Genomic DNA, 18,697 nt, shown 5'->3' on the forward strand with positions numbered 1-18,697 from the left:
GCCGGATAGGCTCACAGAGTGAACCCAGGAGATACGCAGCGTAAGCCTTGGATCGTGGGGGTGTCGGGCGCCTCGGGGACCCCGTACGCCGCCGCCGTGCTGCGCGCGCTCGTCGAGGCCGGTCAGAGCGTGGACCTCGTCGTGTCGCGGGCCTCGCGCCTGACGCTGCTGGACGAGACGGGGATCGCCTTCCGGGACGCGCACTGGCGCGACGACCTGCGGCAGTGGCTGGCGCGCGGCGCGGACGGCAAGCCGGGCACGTTCGACGTGCCGGAGGAGTCCCTGGCGGACGTGCGGTACTGGGCCGCCGGTGACCTGGCGGCGGGGCCGTCCTCGGGGTCGTACGCGACGAAGGGGATGCTGATCGTGCCGGCGTCCACGGCGTGCGTGGCGGGCGTGGCGCTCGGTCTCTCGAAGGACCTGCTGCAGCGGTCGGCGAGCGTGACGCTCAAGGAAGGCCGACGCCTTGTGGTCTGCGTACGCGAGACACCGCTGAACGGGCAGACGTTGAAGCACCTGGTGGGCCTGGACGAGGCGGGCGCGATCGTGCTGCCCGCCTCTCCGGCGTTCTACGCGGGGGCGACGCACATCCAGGATCTGGTGGACTTCGTCGCCGGGCGGGTGCTGGACGCGGCGGGTGTGCCGCACAGCCTGTACCGCCGGTGGGAGGGAGAGCTGGGTTCCGGATCCGGAGGTGGCTCTGGCTCCCGGGGGGACTAGCGCTTCTTGGCGGCGCGCTTCCAGCGGGCCGCGGCCTTCGGCTCGTGGGTGGGCTTGTGGGCACGCGAGCGGTTGGCCATGTCCTGGAGCTCGCGCATGCGGGCGTAGGCCATCTCGATCGAGTACACGGGTGACTCACTCCTGAAGGATCGTCATTGATCGGCTGAGATTGAGAAAGATTCACAGGGCGTGAACCCTGTTGCGCCTTAGATTCTACACATAGACTCGCGGTATCGCTGAATAATGAAAGGCATCGCACCTATGGACGCCGTGGACAGGCAGCTCATCCAGGCCCTGCGGGAGAACGGCCGCGCCTCGTACGCCGAACTCGGGCGGCTCGTGGGCCTCTCCGGGCCCAGCGTCACGGACCGGATCAACCGCCTCGAAGCGGCCGGTGTCATCACCGGTTACCGCGCGACCGTGGACTCCGCCTCGCTCGGCCTCGGCGTCATCGCGCTCATCGGCATCTCCCTCTCCGACGCCGCCGACCACGAGGACGTGGCGCGCCGCCTGAAGGACCTCCACGAGATCGAGGACTGCTGGTTCATCGCGGGCGACGACTCGTACATGCTCAAGGTCAGGGCCAGCGACGTGGACGGCCTGGAGAAGACGATCCGCAGGCTCAGCGGCACGCGCGGGGTCTCGCGCACCCGGACCACGATCGTGCTCTCCACCAAGTGGGAGAACCGCGTCGGCGAGCTCCCCGAAGAGGTCTAGGGCGCGCCCTTCGTCGCTGGGGCGGAGGAGTACGGTTGGCGGAGTTTGTCGTCGGGAGAGGTAAGGGCCAGGGCATGGACGCAGGTCTCAAGCGCGATCTTGAGCAGAAGGTCCGGGACGGCGAGCGGCTGTCCCGCGAGGACGGCATCGCGCTCTACGAGTCGGACGACCTGGCCTGGCTCGGCGGCCTCGCCCACGAGGTGCGCACGCGCAAGAACGGCGACGTCGTGCACTTCAACGTCAACCGCCACCTCAACATGACGAACGTGTGCACCGCCTCGTGCGCCTACTGCTCGTTCCAGCGCAAGCCGGGCGAGAAGGACGCGTACACCATGCGCATCGAGGAGGCCGTCCGCCTCGCCAAGGCGATGGAGGGCGAGAACCTCACCGAGCTGCACATCGTCAACGGCCTGCACCCCAACCTGCCGTGGCGGTACTACCCGCGCTCGCTCAGCGAGCTGAAGAAGGCCCTGCCGAACGTCTCCCTCAAGGCGTTCACCGCCACCGAGATCCACCACTTCGAGACGATCTCCGGGCTGTCCGCCTCCGAGATCCTCGACGAGCTGATCGAGGCCGGCCTGGAGTCGCTGACCGGCGGCGGTGCGGAGATCTTCGACTGGGAGGTCCGGCAGCACATCGTCGACCACCGCACCCACTGGGAGGACTGGTCGCGCATCCACCGCCTCGCGCACGAGAAGGGTCTGAAGACCCCGTGCACGATGCTGTACGGCCACATCGAGGAGCCCCGCCACCGCGTCGACCACGTCCTTCGCCTGCGTGAGCTCCAGGACGAGACCAACGGCTTCCAGGTCTTCATCCCGCTGCGCTACCAGCACGACTTCGTCGACATGAAGGACGGCAAGGTCCGCAACAAGCTCCAGGCGCGCACGACCATGGCGTCCGGCGCCGAGGCCCTGAAGACCTTCGCGGTCTCGCGCCTCCTCTTCGACAACGTCCCGCACGTCAAGGTCTTCTGGGTCATGCACGGCCTGCACACCACGCAGCTCGCGCTCCAGCACGGCGCCGACGACATGGACGGCTCGGTCGTCGAGTACAAGATCACGCACGATGCGGACAACTTCGGTACGCCGAACAAGCTGACCCGCGAGGACCTGCTCGACCTGATCCGCGAGGCCGGCTTCCGCCCGGTCGAGCGGAACACGCGCTACGAGGCGATCCGTGAGTACGAGGGCCCCGACCCGCTGCTGCGCGAGACGCCGCAGGCGATGCGGGTCTGACTCCCGGCGGTCTCGCCGGCCGCCCTCAGGGGTGCGCCGGCGAGGCGAGCGGGATCCGGGCGGTGATGCGCTTGCCGCCCTGGGGGAGGTGGCGCACGGTCACGTCGCTGGCCAGGTGGCACACCGAGGGCCAGCCGTGCCCGCCGCTCGTGAGCAGGCTGTGCCGGGTGCGGGTGACGGGGACCTCGTCGCTGGCGTCGTCCACGGCGATCTCGGCGAAGCCCGAGTGCACGCGGCACAGGAATCCGCGCAGGCCGCCCCCGTGCCGGATCGCGTTGGTGACCAGTTCCGACGTCACCAGGACCGCGTCGGCGATGGCGGTGTCACTGGCGCGGGGATGTCCCTGGCCCAGCAGCGCGCGCACGGTGTTCCGGGCGGCGCCGGGGCTCTCGGGGCCGGTGAGGACGCCCGTGTCCTGCGTGCTGTCGAAGGTCACGGCGCGTACTCCCGCTCGGGGCCGAGGTGCGGTGGCGGAACGGCGCGGTGGCCGCCCCGGGATCAGTGGCGGCCACCGCGTCTGTCCGGGCATTCGGGCCGTGCGCGAGGCACCACCCGCAGGAGCCCGGAGGAGCCTGCTGAAGGGTCAGAGACCGACCCCCAGGCCGAGGCCCAGGCCCACACCGTGGTGGTGGTAGTAGTGGTGGTGGTCCCAGCCGTGGTGGTGCGGCCAGTCGTCCCAGTCCCGGCTCTCGGTCTGCTGGACCACCGGAGCGGCAGCGGCGGAGGCGGGCGCCGCGGCGGCGATGCCGGCGGCCGGGGCGGCCAGTGCCGCCGCCGTGAGACCGGCCACGGACAGGGCGCGGGCTATGCGCTTCATACTTCGGACCCTTCAGTGGGGACATGCGCACGCATCGGAGCTGCGAGCGCGAACTCCCCTCACGCTGAAGGGTGGTGCGGGGGCCTGCTCGCCGAACGCGGCTGGACGAGTGACGGGCCCCGGGTGACCTGCCCCCTCCCGCCCGGAGGCGGGAGGGGCGGGGTCGCGTCCGCGGTGCGGCACGCGGACGCCCTCGGATCAGTGGTTGGCCACGCCGTTGCCCGAGAGGACCGGGATGTTGTCCAGGATGTGCGACAGCGGCTCGTCGCCCTTGGCCTGGGTGGAGTTCTCGGTGCACTGCTGGTTCTGCGGGGCGGAGAGGACGTTGATGTCCTGGACCGCGACCGGCACGACGCCGACGAGCGAACCGAGGTTGGCCTTGGCCGGCAGGCCGATGCAGGGCTTGTTCAGCGAGCCCTGGACCAGGGACATCTGCGGGCTCATGTCGCCGTGCGTGGCGGAGTTGCCGAACGTCTGCGAGGCGCCGTTGCCGCTGACCGACGTGGTGCCCGAGTCGTCACCGATGGCCAGGGCCTGGGGGGCCGTGGCGGCGGACACGCCGGCGACGGAAGCGGCGATCGCGGCCGTTGCAAACAGCTTCTTCATGGTGATGGGTTTCCCTTCGAAGGAAGTGCGGCTCCGCAGCGGAGCGCGCGTAGTGGTCAACTGAGTGGCGCGGCAGCAGTTGCGACAGTTGCCCCATTCAGCGGATTAATGTGCTGAATCTCAGGGGCAGATGACCTTGTCGCCGCGGAAGGCCGTCTGCACGGACAGCCGGGGCGGGTCGGCGGGCACCGCCGAGGACTTGGCGCCGGTCAGGGCGCGGTCCCGGTTCAGGGCGGCGAACACCTTGTCGGCCTTGGGCCGGTCCCATGCGAGGGTCGAGCCGATGCCCGCCTCCGGCGCGTTGAACCCGCGGATGGGGACCGTGGTGAACTCGGTGGCCTCCGGCGGCAGGTTCCGCAGCCGGGAGACGAGCGAGACGAGCTGGTCGAGGGTGAACCCCTGGTCCACCCGGGCGGAGCCGAGCACGGTCTTGGCGAGGGCGGCGGTCCTGAGCCGGTCGCCGAACGACTCGTCCACGGCGAGCGTGCGCAACACGCCGACCAGGAAGCGCTGTTGGCGCTGGATGCGGCCCAAGTCGGCGGCGGTGTCGACGTGTCGGGACCGGACGTACTGCAGCGCCTGGCCGCCGTTCAGGTCGTGGGTGCCCGGCGGCATGTCCATCCTGGTCGCGAAGTCCTGCAGGGGGCGGGGGGTGCAGACGCGCACGGACCCCGCCTCGTTCACGCTGTCGATGAACCGCCGGAAGTCGATCTGCAGGTAGCGGTCGATCCTGACCTTCGTCATCTGCTCGACCGTCCGTACGGCGAGCTTGGCGCCGCCCTCGGCGTAGGCCGCGTTGATCTTCGAGGGGTGGGCGGCCCGTACGGTGCCCGTGCTGCGGTTCCGGTGGGCGGGGATGACGGCGCGGGAGTCCCGGGGCAGGCTCACGACGCTCACCCGGTCGTTCTTCCTCGACACGTGGATGAGCATCATCGTGTCGGAGCAGTTGCAGCCCAGGCTGCCGGTGGAGAACTCCCGTTTCTCGGACTTCGTGATTCCTGCTCTGCTGTCCGTGCCGAGCAAAAGAATATTCGTGCCGGGTCCTTCATTCGGACGATTCTTGATGCCGCCGAAGACATCGATGCGTTGGGCAGGGTGCGGTGCGGCCGTCGCGGCGATTCCGGTGAGGGCGGCGGCAAGCGCGATCCCCGTGGTGATGACGCCGAGACGCTTTCCGGCCCGTTTGCGGGCAGGCGTACGCGGGACCGTCCTCATGTGCTGTTCTCCGCAATCAGAAGAGGGGGAGGAGGAACCCTGGAACCGTAAACCGGTCGGCCCGTCATTCTGTTGCAGATGGAGTGTGGCGCCCGTGAACAACTCTTTCGCCCCAACGGGTCGGTTTCATTTCCGACTTCGACAGGAACGAAACCGAAGAAGCCCCCACTCGCAACGAGGAAATATGGCTGACCGTGCAGGATCATGGAAACGGCAAGGCGTCATTCCGGTGAGCAGGCAGCCCCCGGAACACCGCGCGGATCCCATCTACGAATCCCTGCTCAGAAGGTGGCGGGAGCAGGGAAGAACCCTCCCCGGGCGTCCCGATCCCGAATGGAACAGCCTGGTCCAGCAGGACCCCTGGCCGCGGAACTGACGGCCCTTCGGGGAACGGGTACGCCTTCGCGGAACCGGCGCGGGCAAGAAAACAGCGGGCCGCCAAGGAGAGAAATGGCGGCCCGCTGGGTTTCGGCCTGCGTCAGTTGTTGCCCGCGCCGTTGCCCGACAGGACCGGGATGTCGTCCAGGACGTGCGACAGCGGCTCGTCGCCCTTGGCCTGGGTGGAGTTCTCGGTGCACTGCTGGTTCTGCGGCGCCGACAGGATCGGGATGTCCTGGACCGCGACCGGCACCAGGCCCACCACGGAGCCGACGTTGGCCTTGGCCGGCAGACCGATACAGGGCTTGTTCAGCGAGCCCTGGATGAGCGCCATCTGCGGGCTCATGTTGCCGTACGTGGCGGAGTTGCCGAACTCCTGCATGGCGTTGTTGCCGCTCATGGTGTTGGTGCCGCCGTCGTTGCCGATGGCGAGCGCCGTGGGAGCGGCAGCAGCCGACATGCCGACGACGGAAGCCGTGACCGCTGCGGCGGCCATAACCTTCTTGAGCACAGGATTTCCCTTCTGAGTGAGCCCCGTCCAAGGAGCACCCTGAGCAACTACCCGGAGGGATGAGGGGTTGCTCGTGTTCACTCCGATGGCCTATCGCCCACGGCGGCGGCCGCGGCCCGCTTGCTCCGGGTGGGCAGGTTCGGCCGGCGGTGCAGGTGCAGGAAGGACAGCCGCGTCAGGGTCTCGGCCGTCTCGCCGGCGGAGCTCGGGGTCCGGCGGCCCGACTCGTACAGCAGGTCGGTGTCCTCGGCGTCGACGTGCCAGGACAGGCTGCCGGCCGCGGTGTCGACGTGGACCATCCGCCCGCCGTCCGGGCCGGGCAGGCCGACGCTCCCGCCGTGCAGCCGCCAGACGTACGAGACGAGGGCCGTGCGCTCCCGACGCAGCCGCCCGAGTTCGTGGTGCACCGTCGCCAGCCGCTCCACCAGGCGCAGTTCCCGTTCGCTCCACTGCGACGAGGCGTCGGCGCGCGGTGGGGAGGTCTCACATCTCACGCGTTTCATGAATTCCTTCCGGAGCCTGCGGGAGTGCACGTGATGTGAGGATAATCCGACCTTCATGTCGAACAGTGCGAGACGCGCGGCATACCGCTCCGACGGTGCAGTGATGGGTGAAAGAACCGATGGAGTGAATGACCAGAACTAAACGCGGCAGGGAGAGTTGAGCAGCACGCAGTGACCTGAGCGTCTGCCCAGAAAAGGAACATCAAATGCTTAAGAAGGCAATGGCGGCGGCCGCAGTCGCCGCCTCCGTCGTCGGTATCTCTGCCGCGGCTTCCCCCGCGATGGCCATCGGTGACGACGGCGGCACCACGTCGCTGAGCGGCAACGACGCCAAGCAGGTGTTCGGCAACTCCGAGACCAAGGGCGACATGAGCCCGCAGCTGTCCCTCGTGCAGGGCTCGCTGAACAAGCCCTGCGTCGGCCTGCCCGTCAAGGGCAACGCCGGTGCCCTCGTCGGCCTCGTGCCGGTCGCGGTCCAGGACATCCCCGTCCTCTCCGCCCCGCAGAACCAGCAGTGCACCGAGAACTCCACCCAGGCCAAGGGCGACGAGCCGCTGTCGCACATCCTGGACGACATCCCGGTCCTGTCGGGCAACGGTGCCGGCAACGGCTGATCCGTCGCTCCGCACGGACTGCTCGGGTCGCCCGGCCTCTTTCGAGGCCCGGTGCGGCCCGAGCTTTCCTGTGCCCGCAACTCCCGCTGCTTTCATGTCCTTTCGCTTGCCGGTTGCATTCGAGTGAATCTTCTGAGCGGGTCAACTCCCTGGTTTCCTCCGGTCCTATCGCTCGTTAAGTAGGGCTCAGGTCACGATGCGGGAACACGAACTGCCCGATCGGCCCCGGCCGGTATTTGGACGTGACCCGAAAGAAGGGAAAAGCTGTGAAGCTCAAGAAGAGCGCAACGATCATCGCTGGTGCCGTCATGGCTCTGAGCCTGGGCGCCCCGGCGTTCGCCGACTCTGAGGCCGGCGGCGCCGCTGTCGGCTCCCCGGGCGTTCTTTCCGGCAACGTCGTTCAGGTTCCCGTGCACGTTCCGGTCAACGTGTGCGGCAACAGCGTCAACGTCATCGCTCTGCTGAACCCGGCGTTCGGCAACGAGTGCGTCAACGACTGACGTAGCGGCCCAGCTGCGTCTTGCCGGCCCCGGGCGCCCCAGGTGCCCGGGGCCGGCTCCCCCTCGCACAAGAAGGACCACTCGAATTGCGACAGGCCCTCAGCAAAGGAATGCTCTCCGCCGCCGCGGCCACGAGCATCCTGTCCCTGTCCGGCACCTCCGCGTTCGCCGCCACCGATGCGAACGCGCAGGCACTGGACTCGCCCGGCCTCCTGTCGGGCAACAGCGTGCAGGCACCGCTGGAAGTACCGGTGAACCTCTGCGGCAACACCGTGAATGCCGCCGCCCTCGCCAATCCCGCCTCGGGCAACGACTGCGCGTCCTCCTCGGCACCCGTCGAGGACGGCTACGGCTCCGACGCGCACGAGTCACACGTCACCCCGGCGAAGCCGCAGGGGGACGAGGACAGCACGGGTTACGGCTCCGACGCGCAGACGGCCCAGTCGCCCGGTCTGCTGTCGGGCAACAGCGTGCAGGCCCCGGTCGAGGCTCCGGTCGAGGTCTGCGGTGACAGCGTGGGTGGAGTGGCCGTCGCCTCGGGGGCGTACGGCAACACCTGCGAAGAGGCACCGCAGCCGCAGACCCCGCCGACGCCGGTGCAGACGCCCGGCGTCGACGTGCCCGTGGCCTCGGCCCCGATCCCGCCGGCCAAGCCCGCCACGCCGCGCGCGCCGGCCGCGCACCCGCCGGTGGCCGCCAAGCCCACGGCGCCGCACGAGCGGCCCCAGCAGGTCCGTGCGCCCCGGCCGGTCCACGAGGCCCCGCCCCGCGACCACCTGGCCGAGACGGGAGCGGACGGCACCCTGCTGGGCGCCGCGGGCGCGAGCGTGGCCCTGCTGCTCGGCGGAGCCGTCCTGTACCGGCGAGGGACCGCCGCGTCCCGGCGCTAGCCCGCAAGCCCCTCGCGACCACGGTCCGCGTGCCCTGCCTGCCGGGTGCGCGGACCGCGGCACGACCGGGCTCCGGCGACGGGGGCGCGGGAAGGGGGAGGGAGTGGGGGAGAGGCGGCGACGGCCGGGCGGAACGGCGTCGGCGAACGCCTCAACGCTCTGGCGGGGAAGCCTTGATGCGGTTGCTTCCCCACCAGAGCCAGGGAGGTAGAGAACAGCCCGTTGGAGAGACGCCGCTCACCCACGGCAGATGCATGTGCCGACGGCTGGCGGGAAGCGGCCCGGCCTGTCCCATGAAGCGTCTTCAGTGCATCATCCGGGCGCCGGTGCGGGAAGTGCGGTTCACCCGTTCGCCCGCCGCGTCACTCATAAGAGCGGTCGGCGCCCCGGCGCCCCAACTCCCGTGATTCACGCCTCGGTTGTCGTCCGCTCCCCGTCCGTCTGGCGGGGGAGCACGGCGGGGGACCGTTCCTGGGCCGGGGCCGAGGTGTCCTGTGCCGGGACCGGCGGCCGGGGTGCGGCCGGGGCGGGGCGGTGGTCCGCGGCGGGGCGCAGCCGCTGCACCAGGCGGCGGCTCCACAGGCGGCGCATGGCCGCTCCGGGCGCGGGGTCGTCGGCCGCGTGCCAGGCGAGCTCGCCGGGCGGCGACGGCCTGCGGGGCCCCGGGCGGGGAAGGCGGCGCAGCGCGGTCAGCGGCGCGTAGTTCTCCACCACGAAGGTGCGCCCGGCCAGCGGCACCGGGGCGGGCACCGGACGGCCCGTCAGGCCGAGGTGCAGCGCGCGCACCACGTCGGTGTCCGCGCCGTCGGCGAACAGGCGGAACTGGGCCCCGGGGCGCGGGTTGAAGTCGATGAGGTGGAAGTCGCCCGTCGCGGCGTCCCTGCGGAAGTCCAGGTCGAAGATCCCGCGGTAGCCCAGGGCCGACACCAGCCGCGTGGCCGCCTCCCACAGCGTGGGGTTCGCCGTCCACTCGCCGCTCACCGTCAGTCCGGCGGCGCGCGGCCACGACAGGTGCTTGCGGCCCGTCCCGCCGCCGCGCACCGCCCCGTCCCCGCCGACGCACCCGTGGACGAACCAGTCCGCGTCACGGGCCCCGGGCACGAAGGCCTGGAGCAGGAGGCTGCTGCCCGCCTCGGCCCGGCGCCCGAACAGCGCGGCGGCCTCGTCGGGGGAGCGGAGCACGGTGGTGCTGCGCAGGCCGACGCCCTGGGGCAGCGCCCAGGGGCGGCTCCACTTCGCCACGGCCGGGGAGCCGAGGTGCTCCACGGCGTCGGCGGCCTCGGCGGCGGACGCGGGCGCCAGGGTCTCCGGGTGCGCCACGCCGGCCTCCGCGCACACCTCGGCCAGCGTCGCCTTGTCCGCCACGCGCCCGGCCACGTCGTCCGCCATCCGGGGCAGCAGGTACCGGACGCTCAGCTCCTCGTACGCGGCACTGATCGCGAGGGCGCCGGCGTCGTCCAGCGGGATCAGCACGGCCGGGCCCCGGACGTCGCGCGCGATCCGCCGCAGCACGGCGGCCACCTCGCGGGGCGGCGCGCCCGGCGCGGGTGGGGGGTGCATCTGGTGCAGATACCGGGACCGGCGCACGGGGCTCTCCAGGTCGTCGGAGACCAGGTGGACCTCCACCCCCGCGCGCCCCAGGGAGCGCACGGCCCCCAGCGTTCCGTGGTGGAAGGGATTCTTGTCGATCCGCAGGAGGACGGCGGGAATACGTGTATCCAGAGGCTGCAAAGTGACCCTCTTTTGTCGATCGCCCATGCGGGCGATGTGGTGGCATGCAGGATTAGAAACTCGATTGGCGCAATAGAAATAAATATGACGAAGTGTCAGTGAGGTGCGGTCGGAAAAAGAGGAGCAGCCATGGCCCCCCAGCGTCGTCAACGCAGCAAACGTCTCGCCATCATCGCTGCCGGAATCGCGTCGTCGGTGGCCCTGGCTTCCGCGCCGGGTCACACGGTGGGCATCGTGCGCGACGGCGAGCCGCCGGGTGCCGTTCCCGCGGCACCCACCGCGACCGCCACCCCGTCAGCGCCCACCGCGCCCCTGGTGCCGGATCCGGTGGTGCCGCCCTGGCCCCAGGGGACCGCGGACCCGACCCCGGTGCCGACCCCGACCCAGACGCCGGCACCGACGGGGACGGAGAGCCCGCCCGCCGCCGAGCCCTCGCCCTCGGCCAGCGCCACGGCCGCGGAGAAGGCCCCCGCCTTCGGCGCGTATCTCGACTACGGACCGCGCGGGGTCAAGCGGATCAGCGAACTGAGCAGGTGGCTCGGGGGCACCGAGCTGCGGGTCGGCCACACCTACCTCCCCGGCGACCGCTGGACGAACATCGAGGGCTCCCCGGACTTCCTGGAGGACTGGGCGGACTGGCGCAAGGAGAAGGACGACAGGCTCTTCGTCCTCAACGTGCCGATGCTGGAGCGCAACGAGGAGGGCGTCGGCGACTTCGAAGTGGGCCGGCTGCTGCGGCAGGGCGCCGCGGGCGACTTCGACGAGCACTTCCGCACCCTCGCCCAGCGCCTCGTCGACCTCGGCGTGCCCGACACCGTGATCGTGCTCGGCTGGGAGATGAACGGCACGACCTACACCCATCGCTGCGCCCCCGACCCGGAGTCCTGGAAGAAGTACTGGAACAGGATCGTCACCACGATGCGCTCCGTAACGGGACAGAAGTTCCGGTTCGACTTCACGCCCAGCAGGGGGCGTGACGCCATTCCTTGGACCCAGTGCTATCCGGGCGACGAGGTCGTCGACATCGTCGGCATGGATTCGTACGACCAGCCGCGCGGAATCTCGTTCGACGAACAGATCGACGAGCCGTACGGACTCCAGGAGCACGTGGATTTCGCGGCGGCCCACAAGAAGCCCATCTCGTACCCGGAATGGGGTCTCTTCCGCAACGGCGACAACGAGGAGTACATGCGCCGGATGCTGAAGTGGATGGACGACAAGAAGCCGCTGTACAACACGGTCACCGACTACTGCCCGCACGGGGTGTGGCAGTGCAAGGACAACCCCGACGCCGCCGCGGTCTACCGTGAGCTGCTCTCCGGCCGCGACGAGACCCCGAACGAGCCCGTGACGCCTCCCACCTGCTCGCCGCTGAACCTCGGCGACTGGGTCGAGTACTGGCTGGGCGGCAAGCTCTGCCTGCGGTTCGACTGGTGGAAGGGGGAGCGCCGCTCCTGAGCGCCCGCCGGTCCGCGGCGGCGGAAGCCCTCACGGGGAGGCTCCGCCGCCGCGGCGCTCGGCGCGGCGGCGGAGCTGCTCCTTCGCCCACCGGCGGCCCGAGGCCTCCAGGACCGCCGCGGACACCAGCGGGGCCGTACGCCTGCGGGCCAGCAGGAAGCGCTGGTTGGCGACCGGCTCGGGGCGCCAGTGGTGCTTGTACGGCTCGGTGCCGCGCAACAGGCTCAGCGCCCGCGGGTGCTCGCCCCCGGTGTGCCGGGTGCACGCGTCGAGCAGCATCGTGGCCACGTCGACCTTGCGCTCCCTGAGCCCGGGATGGGCGCCGTAGAGGTAGCCGCCCGCCAGCGTGCCCGACAGCAGGGTCAGGTCCGCGGCCATCACCTCGCCGTCCAGGCGGAACTCGGTCACCACCGCCTCGCCCGCCGCCACCATCGGCCGCATCGACCGCAGCAGGTGCTCGCGGAAGCGGGGCCGAAGATGCTCCTCGGTCACCTTGCGCCCCTGCCACTGCAACTGGTGCAGGTGCAGCAGCGTCCGCACCGACGCCTCGACCTCGTCGACGGGCACGATCCGGCTCTCCACGCCCAGCGCGCTGAGCTTGCGCATCTTGGCCCGCGTGCGCTGGGCGCGCGGTGTCGGCAGGCGCTTGAGCAGCGCCTCCATCGGCAGTGCGGGAAGCTCCAGGCAGTCCGAGTCCGCCAGCCTCCGCTTCGGCCCCGGCCACCGTGCGTACAGGCTCTCCACGCACGCGCCCGGCCGTACCTCCCCGAGGTCGATCAGCGCGGTCCGGGCCAGCCCGTACAGCCCCGCGAGGAGCGCCTCCGTCCCGGCCTCGCGGGCGGATCCGTCCAGGAGCACGTCCGTGAAGTCGGAGATCGCGCCGCCCAGCGGCTTCAGCGCCGGAAGCGGACCGTTGACCCGCATCAGCGGCGCCGCGGCGATCAGCCGCCCGCCGTCGCGGACCAGCACCACCCGCAGCCCGCCGCGGCGGCCGTACGACCGCCACCAGGAGGAGAGCCACGCGTGGCTCTGGAAGGGAGTGGCCGCCTCGCACGCCCGGTAGAGCCTGCCCCACTGCTCCGCCAGGGCGTCGAACTCGTCCTCGTCCGTGCAGACCTCGGTTCTGAGGGGGCCCGGCGCCGCCGTCACGGGGCGCTCCCCACCAGGGCGGACGCGGGCCCGGGCACGGACGCCCCCGGCGCGGGCTCCTCCTCCGTCCGCCCGCGCGGGCGGACCAGCAGCGCGAGACCGCCGAGCAGACCGCCGGCGCACCCGCCGACCAGGACCGTCACCCCGGTGGAGAGCGAGGACGGCGAGGTGGGCTTCAGCGCGCGGGAGAACGGCAGCAGCTTGATCTGGGTGCTGTCCTTGGAGTGGTTGGCGCTCGTGGCCAGCGAACGCGCCACCGCGTTGGCGGTGATGGCCGCCGACGAGGGCGTGTCGGTGGACGCCGAGACCGCGATCATCGGCGCGTCGGGGGAGGTGGCCACCTGCACGTGGTCCTGCAGCTCCGTCGCCGACATGCCGGCCGCCACCTGCGCGTCGCCCAGCACGGCGAGCTGCGTGGCCACCCGGCCGTACGCCTGGGCGAACCCCAGCGCGGTCGCCGGGTCGGCCTTCTCCTGCGGGACGGCGACGACGTAACTCGTCGCCGTGTACTGCGGTGTCTGGAGCACGCCGTATCCGGCACCGGCCAGGGCGCCGAGGGCCGCGCAGGCGGGCAGGGGCCACCAGCGGGGCAGCCGTGCGAGGCGGGCGCGCAGGGGGCGGGTGCGCGGGTGGTGCTTGGTGTCGCTCATCGAGGGGTCACCTCCAGGGTCGGGCCGGAGACAACCGAGGCGTAGACGCCCATCAGTTGCTCGGCGCTGCGGGTGATGCTGTAGTGCCGCACCGAGGCCGGCGCCGAGCGGTGCGGCGGGAGATCGCCGCGCAGGTCGTAGAGGACCTGCGCGAAGGAGTCCGGATCGCTGGAGCAGTACGAGGCGTTGGTCCTCAGGTCGGCGCCGAGGCCCTCGATGGCGGGGCAGGACGCGTACAGCACGCGGAGCCCGCTGGCCAGGCCCTCCACGAGCGCCAGACCGAAGGCCTCCTCGGGGGAGGGGGAGCCCAGGACGTCCATGGCGGACAGCAGCGAGGGCAGGTCCGGCGCGTTCTTCGGCGCGCCGTCCTCCTCGTGCGCGGACCTGCCCTCGTCGTGCGTGGACTCGCCGACGAACCGCACCCGGTCGCCGAGGCCGAGCCGCTGGGCGAGGCGCCGCAGCTCCGGTTCCTCCGGGCCGCTGCCCACCAGCAGCACGACGACGTCCCGGGGCAGCTGGGCCGCCGCCCGCAGCAGGACGTCGAAGCGCTTGCCCGCGACGAGCCGGCCCACGCCCCCGACGACGAACGCCTCGTCGGCCAGGCCCAGTTGCGCGCGCGTACGGGCACGGGCGTCCGGGTCGAAGCGGAAGCGGTCGGCCTCGATGCCGTTCGGCACCACCCGGATCCGCTGCCGTGGCACGCCCCACCGGTGCAGCCGGGCGCCGACGGCGGGGGAGACCGCGACGGTCATCCGCCCCAGCCGCTCCCCGGCCAGATACAGCCCGCGCACCCCCGCGGTCAGCGGCCTGCCCTCCATCTGCGAGTCGCCCAGGGAGTGTTCGGTGGCCACCACCGCGCGCACCCCCGCCAGCCGGGCCGCGAGGCGCCCGTACAGGCAGGCGCGATAGAGGTGGGTGTGCACCACGTCGTAGCGGCCCGCCCGGATGAGCCGGGTCAGCCGCGGGAGCGCCGCCAGGTCGCGGTTGCCCGCCATCCCCAGGTCGGTCACCCGGGTGCCGTCGGCCCTGATGCCCTCCGCCACGGCGCCCGCGTTGGTCAGCGTGACCACGTCGCACGCCGTCGGCAGGTGCCGCAGCAGCACCCGGAGCTGCTGTTCGGCCCCGCCCACGCCGAGCCCGGTGATGACGTGCAGCACCTTCACCGGGTCACCGCCGAGCGGGCCAGGGTGCGGCGCCTGAGCCGGTTCGCGCTCATCTTCACCCGCAGGCGCAGGGCGGTGTCCCCCTGGCCGATGTGCACGCGCGGCAGGGCGTACGGTCCGGCGACCGGCCCCGGCCAGATCGCGCACGCGTAGCGGTACCCCGTCTCGCGCACCGCGGAGGCCACGCGCTCGTCCACGTGGCCGTAGGGGTAGCAGAACCCCCGCACCTCGCAGCCCGTCAGATCGCTCAGCGCCGCCCGGCTGCCGCTGATCTCCCGGTGCAGCAGGCGGTCGTCGGCCGTGGTCAGGTCGACGTGGGTCAGCCCGTGCGAGGCGACCTCCATGCCGCACTCGACCGCGTGCCGGATCCCCTCGGCGTCCAGCAGCGGCTTGCGCGGGCCGAGCGGGTCCCAGGCGTTCTCCCCGTCGAGGCGGCCCGGCAGGACGAACACGGTGGCGGTGCAGTCGTGCTGCTGGAGCAGCGGCAGCGCGTGGTCGACGAAGTCGCGGTACCCGTCGTCGAAGGTGAGCCCCACCAGGTTGTGCTCCTGACCCCGAGCGCAGGCCTCCAGCAGCTCCTCCATCGAGACGCCGCGCAGGCCCCTGCGCCGCATCCACCGCAGCTGCGCGGCCAGCCGGTCGGGCGCGACGGTGATCTCGTACGGATCGTCGGAGGGGTCCGCGACGGAGTGGTACATCGCCACCCAGGCCGGGCTGCGGGGCGGCCGCGGGCGCAGGAACGCGTCCGTGTCGGACGGGGCGGGCGGGGAGACATCAACTGGCATGACGCAGCTTTCTGGTGACGGAGCGAAGGGCACAGACCCATGGCTGCGCGCCCAGGAGCAAGCCCAGGAGCACGTAGGAGACGGTCACCACCAGGAAGCTCGCCGGTACGGCCAGGAGGGGCTCGGCCACCCGTCGTACGCACACGGCGCCCAGCACCGCGGAGAGGCCGGCGGCCAGCGCCAGCCGGGACAGCTGCCCCACGACGGCCCGCGTCCTGACCGGCACGGTGCGCGGGCCGAGACCGCGCAGCAGGAGCAGGGCGGTGGCGCAGATGCCGACCGCGTTCGCCCCGGCGATGCCGTACACGCCCCAGGTGCCGACGGTCAGGAAGCCGATGCCCGCGGTGGTGACGACACCGATGAACATCGCGAAGAGGGGGACCCAGGTGGTCTGTGCGACGGAGAAGTGCGCGCGGGCCAGCGCGCCGACCATCGTGTGTCCGAGCAGGCCCAGCGCGTACACGCGCATGACCGACGCGGTGGCGGCGGTGTCCGTGGCGTCGAAGGCGCCGCGCTGGAAGAGGAGTTCGATGAGCGGGGGCGCGCTGGCGATGACGGCCGCCGTGCCCAGGAGCACGATGCAGCCGGCCAGGACGAGGTCGCGCTCGACGCGGTCCCGGGCGCGCTCGACCTCGCCGCGGGCCAGGGCCTGGGCGACCACGGGGAAGGTGACGGTGCACAGCATGAGCGAGAGGACCATCGGCATCTGCGCGACCTTCTGCGCGTAGTTCAGGTGCGAGATGGCCCCGGCGGGCAGCGAGGAGGCCAGGAACCGCTCGATGAGGACCTGCGACTGGCGGCACAGCGCGAACAGCAGGACCGTCCAGATGATCGCCGTCTGAAGGGTCCGGGCCGGCGCGGGCTCCTCGGTGAGCACGGCGTCCGGGCCCGGCCGGTAGCGGTGGCGCAACTGCCCCCACAGGGACGGCGCCTGCACCAGCACCATGAGGGCGCCGCCCACGGCCACGCCCAGTGCCGCGGCCCGTACGCCGAACGGCACCGCGAGGACGAACAGGGCGGTGATGATGGCGATGTTGTACGCGACGTAGACCGTCGCGGGCGGGACGAAGCGGCGGTGGGCGCGCAGGGCCGCGCTGCAGTAGCCGGTGAGGCCGAAGGTGAACGCGCAGGTGGCGGTCAGCCGCGTGCAGTCCACGGCCGGCTGCGGGTCGGGCAGTCCGGGGGCCAGCACCGCGACCACGTACGGCGCCGCCGCGACCAGCGCCAGGGCCGCGACCGCGAACCACAGCGCCATGCGCGGCAGCGACGCCCGCACCAGGTCGCGCACCGGGTCCCTGGCCGGACCGTCCGCGCGGCGCGCCAGGGCCAGGCTGAACGCGGGTACGAGGAAGAAGGCGAGCCCGTCCTCGATGAGCAGCGTCGCGGCCAGCTCGGGCAGGGTCCACGCCACCAGGAAGGCGTCGGTGTCGGGCCCGGCGCCGAAGAAGTGGGCGAGCGCCTGGTCCCGCACGAGCCCCAGCAGCGACCCGGCGATGGACAGCGCGGCGGTGACGAGCGCGGCCTTGGCGAGGAAGGAACCACCGGTCGACTCCGCGGCCTCGGCGGCCTCGGCGGGGGGCGGGGGCGACGGGGCGTCCCTCTCCGGGACCGTCCCCGGCAGCGCCCCCGGCAACGCATCCCCCTCCGCGACCGCCCCCGGTCCTCCACCCGTCTTCGGGGACGCTCCGGTCGGTGCGTCCCCGTCCGACGCCACCCCCGGTGGCACCGTCGTCATCGTGCGCCTGCCTCTCCCCGCTGGTGGGAGCCGACCGCCCACCAGGCCGCCGTGCCGAAGGCGATCGCCATCAGGACGGTGGAGGGGCCGCCGATGTCGGCGTAGACGAAGTCGATCAGCTGCCAGATGAGCAGTCCGCAGGCCAGCAGCGCGCAGTCCAGCTGCGGGTCCCCGGCCCGGCCGCGCCGCGCGCGGGCGCGGTATCTGCGGCGCACCGCGCACACCAGCAGGGCGGCCCAGCCGCCGGCCAGCGCGGTCAGGCCGAGCAGGCCCTGTTCGCCGAGCACGAGCAGGTACATGTTGTGCGGGGAGAGCAGCGGCTGGCGCACGAAGCCGTGGCCGGCCCCGGCGGTGTCGCTGCCGGAGGACAGGGCGAGCGAGGCGTGGCTGTCGCGGTACTCGGGGAAGCCCTTGAGGCCCACTCCGGCCACCGGTCGCTCACGCCACATGTCGACCGAGGCCGCCCACATCGTGTAGCGGTCGGTGACCGACTGGTCGGGCGCGTCCGTGACCTGGGTGATGCTGCTGAGCCGCTCCTGGAGCATCGCGGAGCCCACGCCGAGCCCCGCCACCAGGACCACGGCGACCGCGCCCCCGGCCAGCAGGATCCGGCCCGCCCGGCGCAGCCCGGCCAGGAGCAGCACCGTGACGCAGGCGGCCACGGTGGCGATCCACGCCCCGCGGCTGAACGACAGCGCCAGCGGCACGGTCAGCAGCGCCGCGCACACCGCCGCCGCGGTCCGCTGACGCGGCGCGTGCGGGCGGAAGGCCAGCGCCAGGGCGCACACCAGTCCGTAGGAGACGACCGTGGCCATTCCCATGACGTCCGTGGAACCGAAGGTGCCCACGGCCCGGATGTCCTCGCCCATGTACGAGGCGCCGGTCCCGGTGAGGTTCTGGTGCACCCCGATGACGCCCTGCCACAGCGCGAGCGCGACGAACGCCCAGGCCACCAGCCGGAACTGGCGCGCGTCGCGGATCAGGACGAGGACCGCGGCCGGCACCAGCACGAAGATCTGGAGGTAGCGCGCGGCACCGGCCACACCGGTCGCGGAGGAGGAGGCGCCGAAGGCGGCCACGGTGATGCCGATGACCGGAAGTCCCAGGATCACCGCGGCGGTACGGGTCAGGGGCCGCCGCCGGGACCGCACGCTCAGCACGACGGCGTACCCGACGACCAGGGCGGACACCGCGTCGGCGAGCTTTCCGCCCGACGAGGTGCTGTCGCCGGGGACGGGCAGCGCGAGCAGGGCGATCACGAAGAGCACGGGCAGGACCGTGGCGTGGGCGCGCAGCCAGGGCAGGACCGCGTCGAGC

General features: G+C 72.0%; 21 protein-coding genes. 7 read left to right on the forward strand and 14 right to left on the reverse strand.

Annotated elements, in window-relative coordinates:
* The first annotated feature begins 18 nt into the window (after positions 1-18).
* Positions 19-720 carry a UbiX family flavin prenyltransferase gene (locus AB0L89_RS22430; protein WP_365143467.1) on the forward strand — a complete coding sequence of 234 codons (702 nt, stop codon included), beginning with the start codon at positions 19-21 and terminating at the stop codon, positions 718-720.
* Here AB0L89_RS22430 and AB0L89_RS22435 read toward each other — a convergent pair.
* Positions 717-848: a hypothetical protein gene (locus tag AB0L89_RS22435; RefSeq protein WP_365143469.1), complete on the reverse strand. Its 132-nt coding sequence runs from the start codon at positions 846-848 to the stop codon at positions 717-719. The two genes, AB0L89_RS22430 and AB0L89_RS22435, sit on opposite strands and share 4 nt — an antisense overlap.
* Positions 849-981: 133 nt before the next feature.
* Here AB0L89_RS22435 and AB0L89_RS22440 point away from each other — a divergent pair, with 133 nt between their 5' ends.
* The gene (locus tag AB0L89_RS22440; protein ID WP_055549590.1) at positions 982-1,437 is read left to right on the forward strand and encodes an Lrp/AsnC family transcriptional regulator; all 456 of its coding nucleotides are present in this window, start codon (positions 982-984) and stop codon (positions 1,435-1,437) included.
* A gap of 74 nt (positions 1,438-1,511) precedes the next feature.
* Positions 1,512-2,675 carry an aminofutalosine synthase MqnE gene (gene mqnE, locus AB0L89_RS22445; RefSeq protein ID WP_365143472.1) on the forward strand — a complete coding sequence of 388 codons (1,164 nt, stop codon included), beginning with the start codon at positions 1,512-1,514 and terminating at the stop codon, positions 2,673-2,675.
* A 25-nt stretch (positions 2,676-2,700) separates the two neighbouring features.
* Here the strand turns inward: mqnE and AB0L89_RS22450 are convergent, their stop codons facing one another.
* The 6 genes from AB0L89_RS22450 to AB0L89_RS22475 all read right to left on the reverse strand — a co-directional run bounded on the left by AB0L89_RS22450 (position 2,701) and on the right by AB0L89_RS22475 (position 6,705).
* The gene (locus tag AB0L89_RS22450; protein ID WP_365143475.1) at positions 2,701-3,111 is read right to left on the reverse strand and encodes an ATP-binding protein; all 411 of its coding nucleotides are present in this window, start codon (positions 3,109-3,111) and stop codon (positions 2,701-2,703) included.
* 147 nt (positions 3,112-3,258) lie between these two features.
* Positions 3,259-3,492: a hypothetical protein gene (locus AB0L89_RS22455; RefSeq protein WP_365143478.1), complete on the reverse strand. Its 234-nt coding sequence runs from the start codon at positions 3,490-3,492 to the stop codon at positions 3,259-3,261.
* Positions 3,493-3,690: 198 nt separating this feature from the next.
* On the reverse strand, positions 3,691-4,098 hold the full coding sequence (locus tag AB0L89_RS22460; RefSeq protein ID WP_365143481.1) for a rodlin: 408 nt from the start codon (positions 4,096-4,098) through the stop codon (positions 3,691-3,693).
* A 120-nt stretch (positions 4,099-4,218) separates the two neighbouring features.
* Positions 4,219-5,313 carry an LCP family protein gene (locus tag AB0L89_RS22465; protein WP_365143484.1) on the reverse strand — a complete coding sequence of 365 codons (1,095 nt, stop codon included), beginning with the start codon at positions 5,311-5,313 and terminating at the stop codon, positions 4,219-4,221.
* Between the two features lie 478 nt (positions 5,314-5,791).
* Entirely contained in the window at positions 5,792-6,202 is a 411-nt protein-coding gene (locus AB0L89_RS22470) for a rodlin (protein WP_365143487.1), read from the reverse strand.
* A 77-nt stretch (positions 6,203-6,279) separates the two neighbouring features.
* Complete coding sequence (locus tag AB0L89_RS22475) at positions 6,280-6,705, reverse strand: hypothetical protein (protein ID WP_365143490.1); 426 nt, start codon at positions 6,703-6,705, stop codon at positions 6,280-6,282.
* 206 nt (positions 6,706-6,911) lie between these two features.
* Here AB0L89_RS22475 and AB0L89_RS22480 point away from each other — a divergent pair, with 206 nt between their 5' ends.
* The 3 genes from AB0L89_RS22480 to AB0L89_RS22490 all read left to right on the forward strand — a co-directional run bounded on the left by AB0L89_RS22480 (position 6,912) and on the right by AB0L89_RS22490 (position 8,709).
* Positions 6,912-7,319, forward strand: a complete 408-nt coding sequence (locus AB0L89_RS22480; protein WP_365143493.1) for a rodlin — start codon at positions 6,912-6,914, stop codon at positions 7,317-7,319.
* A gap of 242 nt (positions 7,320-7,561) precedes the next feature.
* The gene (locus AB0L89_RS22485) at positions 7,562-7,819 is read left to right on the forward strand and encodes a chaplin (protein ID WP_365143496.1); all 258 of its coding nucleotides are present in this window, start codon (positions 7,562-7,564) and stop codon (positions 7,817-7,819) included.
* 86 nt (positions 7,820-7,905) lie between these two features.
* Positions 7,906-8,709, forward strand: a complete 804-nt coding sequence (locus tag AB0L89_RS22490; protein ID WP_365143499.1) for a chaplin — start codon at positions 7,906-7,908, stop codon at positions 8,707-8,709.
* Between the two features lie 408 nt (positions 8,710-9,117).
* Here the strand turns inward: AB0L89_RS22490 and AB0L89_RS22495 are convergent, their stop codons facing one another.
* Positions 9,118-10,440 carry an ATP-grasp domain-containing protein gene (locus tag AB0L89_RS22495; protein WP_365143502.1) on the reverse strand — a complete coding sequence of 441 codons (1,323 nt, stop codon included), beginning with the start codon at positions 10,438-10,440 and terminating at the stop codon, positions 9,118-9,120.
* Between the two features lie 129 nt (positions 10,441-10,569).
* On the opposite strand from AB0L89_RS22495, the gene AB0L89_RS22500 reads away from it, so the two are divergent.
* A complete protein-coding gene (locus AB0L89_RS22500) occupies positions 10,570-11,898 on the forward strand; it encodes a glycosyl hydrolase (protein WP_365143505.1) in 1,329 nt (442 codons plus the stop codon).
* A gap of 30 nt (positions 11,899-11,928) precedes the next feature.
* On the opposite strand, the gene AB0L89_RS22505 is transcribed toward AB0L89_RS22500, so the two are convergent.
* The 6 genes from AB0L89_RS22505 to AB0L89_RS22530 form a co-directional block, all read right to left on the reverse strand.
* Entirely contained in the window at positions 11,929-13,047 is a 1,119-nt protein-coding gene (locus AB0L89_RS22505; RefSeq protein ID WP_365143508.1) for a GNAT family N-acetyltransferase, read from the reverse strand.
* Entirely contained in the window at positions 13,044-13,697 is a 654-nt protein-coding gene (locus AB0L89_RS22510; RefSeq protein ID WP_365143511.1) for a lipopolysaccharide biosynthesis protein, read from the reverse strand. The genes AB0L89_RS22505 and AB0L89_RS22510 overlap by 4 nt, the downstream gene beginning before the upstream one ends.
* The gene (locus AB0L89_RS22515; protein ID WP_365143514.1) at positions 13,694-14,860 is read right to left on the reverse strand and encodes a glycosyltransferase; all 1,167 of its coding nucleotides are present in this window, start codon (positions 14,858-14,860) and stop codon (positions 13,694-13,696) included. Before AB0L89_RS22515 ends, AB0L89_RS22510 begins: the two co-directional genes overlap by 4 nt.
* A complete protein-coding gene (locus AB0L89_RS22520; protein ID WP_365144251.1) occupies positions 14,857-15,558 on the reverse strand; it encodes a polysaccharide deacetylase family protein in 702 nt (233 codons plus the stop codon). Before AB0L89_RS22520 ends, AB0L89_RS22515 begins: the two co-directional genes overlap by 4 nt.
* Positions 15,559-15,634: 76 nt before the next feature.
* Positions 15,635-17,380, reverse strand: coding sequence for a lipid II flippase MurJ (locus AB0L89_RS22525; protein WP_365143517.1), 1,746 nt, complete (start codon positions 17,378-17,380; stop codon positions 15,635-15,637).
* Positions 17,377-18,684, reverse strand: a complete 1,308-nt coding sequence (locus tag AB0L89_RS22530) for an O-antigen ligase family protein (RefSeq protein WP_365144254.1) — start codon at positions 18,682-18,684, stop codon at positions 17,377-17,379. The genes AB0L89_RS22525 and AB0L89_RS22530 overlap by 4 nt, the downstream gene beginning before the upstream one ends.
* Positions 18,685-18,697 lie beyond the last annotated feature (13 nt).

Source organism: Streptomyces sp. NPDC052114, assembly GCF_040680155.1.
Lineage (GTDB): Bacteria > Actinomycetota > Actinomycetes > Streptomycetales > Streptomycetaceae > Streptomyces.

Coding starts and splice junctions, on each gene's coding strand:
- AB0L89_RS22440 (WP_055549590.1), top strand. CDS start 982: ATGGACGCCGTGGACAGGCAGCTCATCCAGGCCCTGCGGGAGAACGGC.
- AB0L89_RS22475 (WP_365143490.1), bottom strand. CDS start 6,705: ATGAAACGCGTGAGATGTGAGACCTCCCCACCGCGCGCCGACGCCTCG.
- mqnE (WP_365143472.1), top strand. CDS start 1,512: ATGGACGCAGGTCTCAAGCGCGATCTTGAGCAGAAGGTCCGGGACGGC.
- AB0L89_RS22520 (WP_365144251.1), bottom strand. CDS start 15,558: ATGTACCACTCCGTCGCGGACCCCTCCGACGATCCGTACGAGATCACC.
- AB0L89_RS22510 (WP_365143511.1), bottom strand. CDS start 13,697: ATGAGCGACACCAAGCACCACCCGCGCACCCGCCCCCTGCGCGCCCGC.
- AB0L89_RS22460 (WP_365143481.1), bottom strand. CDS start 4,098: ATGAAGAAGCTGTTTGCAACGGCCGCGATCGCCGCTTCCGTCGCCGGC.
- AB0L89_RS22525 (WP_365143517.1), bottom strand. CDS start 17,380: ATGACGACGGTGCCACCGGGGGTGGCGTCGGACGGGGACGCACCGACC.
- AB0L89_RS22480 (WP_365143493.1), top strand. CDS start 6,912: ATGCTTAAGAAGGCAATGGCGGCGGCCGCAGTCGCCGCCTCCGTCGTC.
- AB0L89_RS22465 (WP_365143484.1), bottom strand. CDS start 5,313: ATGAGGACGGTCCCGCGTACGCCTGCCCGCAAACGGGCCGGAAAGCGT.
- AB0L89_RS22500 (WP_365143505.1), top strand. CDS start 10,570: ATGGCCCCCCAGCGTCGTCAACGCAGCAAACGTCTCGCCATCATCGCT.
- AB0L89_RS22455 (WP_365143478.1), bottom strand. CDS start 3,492: ATGAAGCGCATAGCCCGCGCCCTGTCCGTGGCCGGTCTCACGGCGGCG.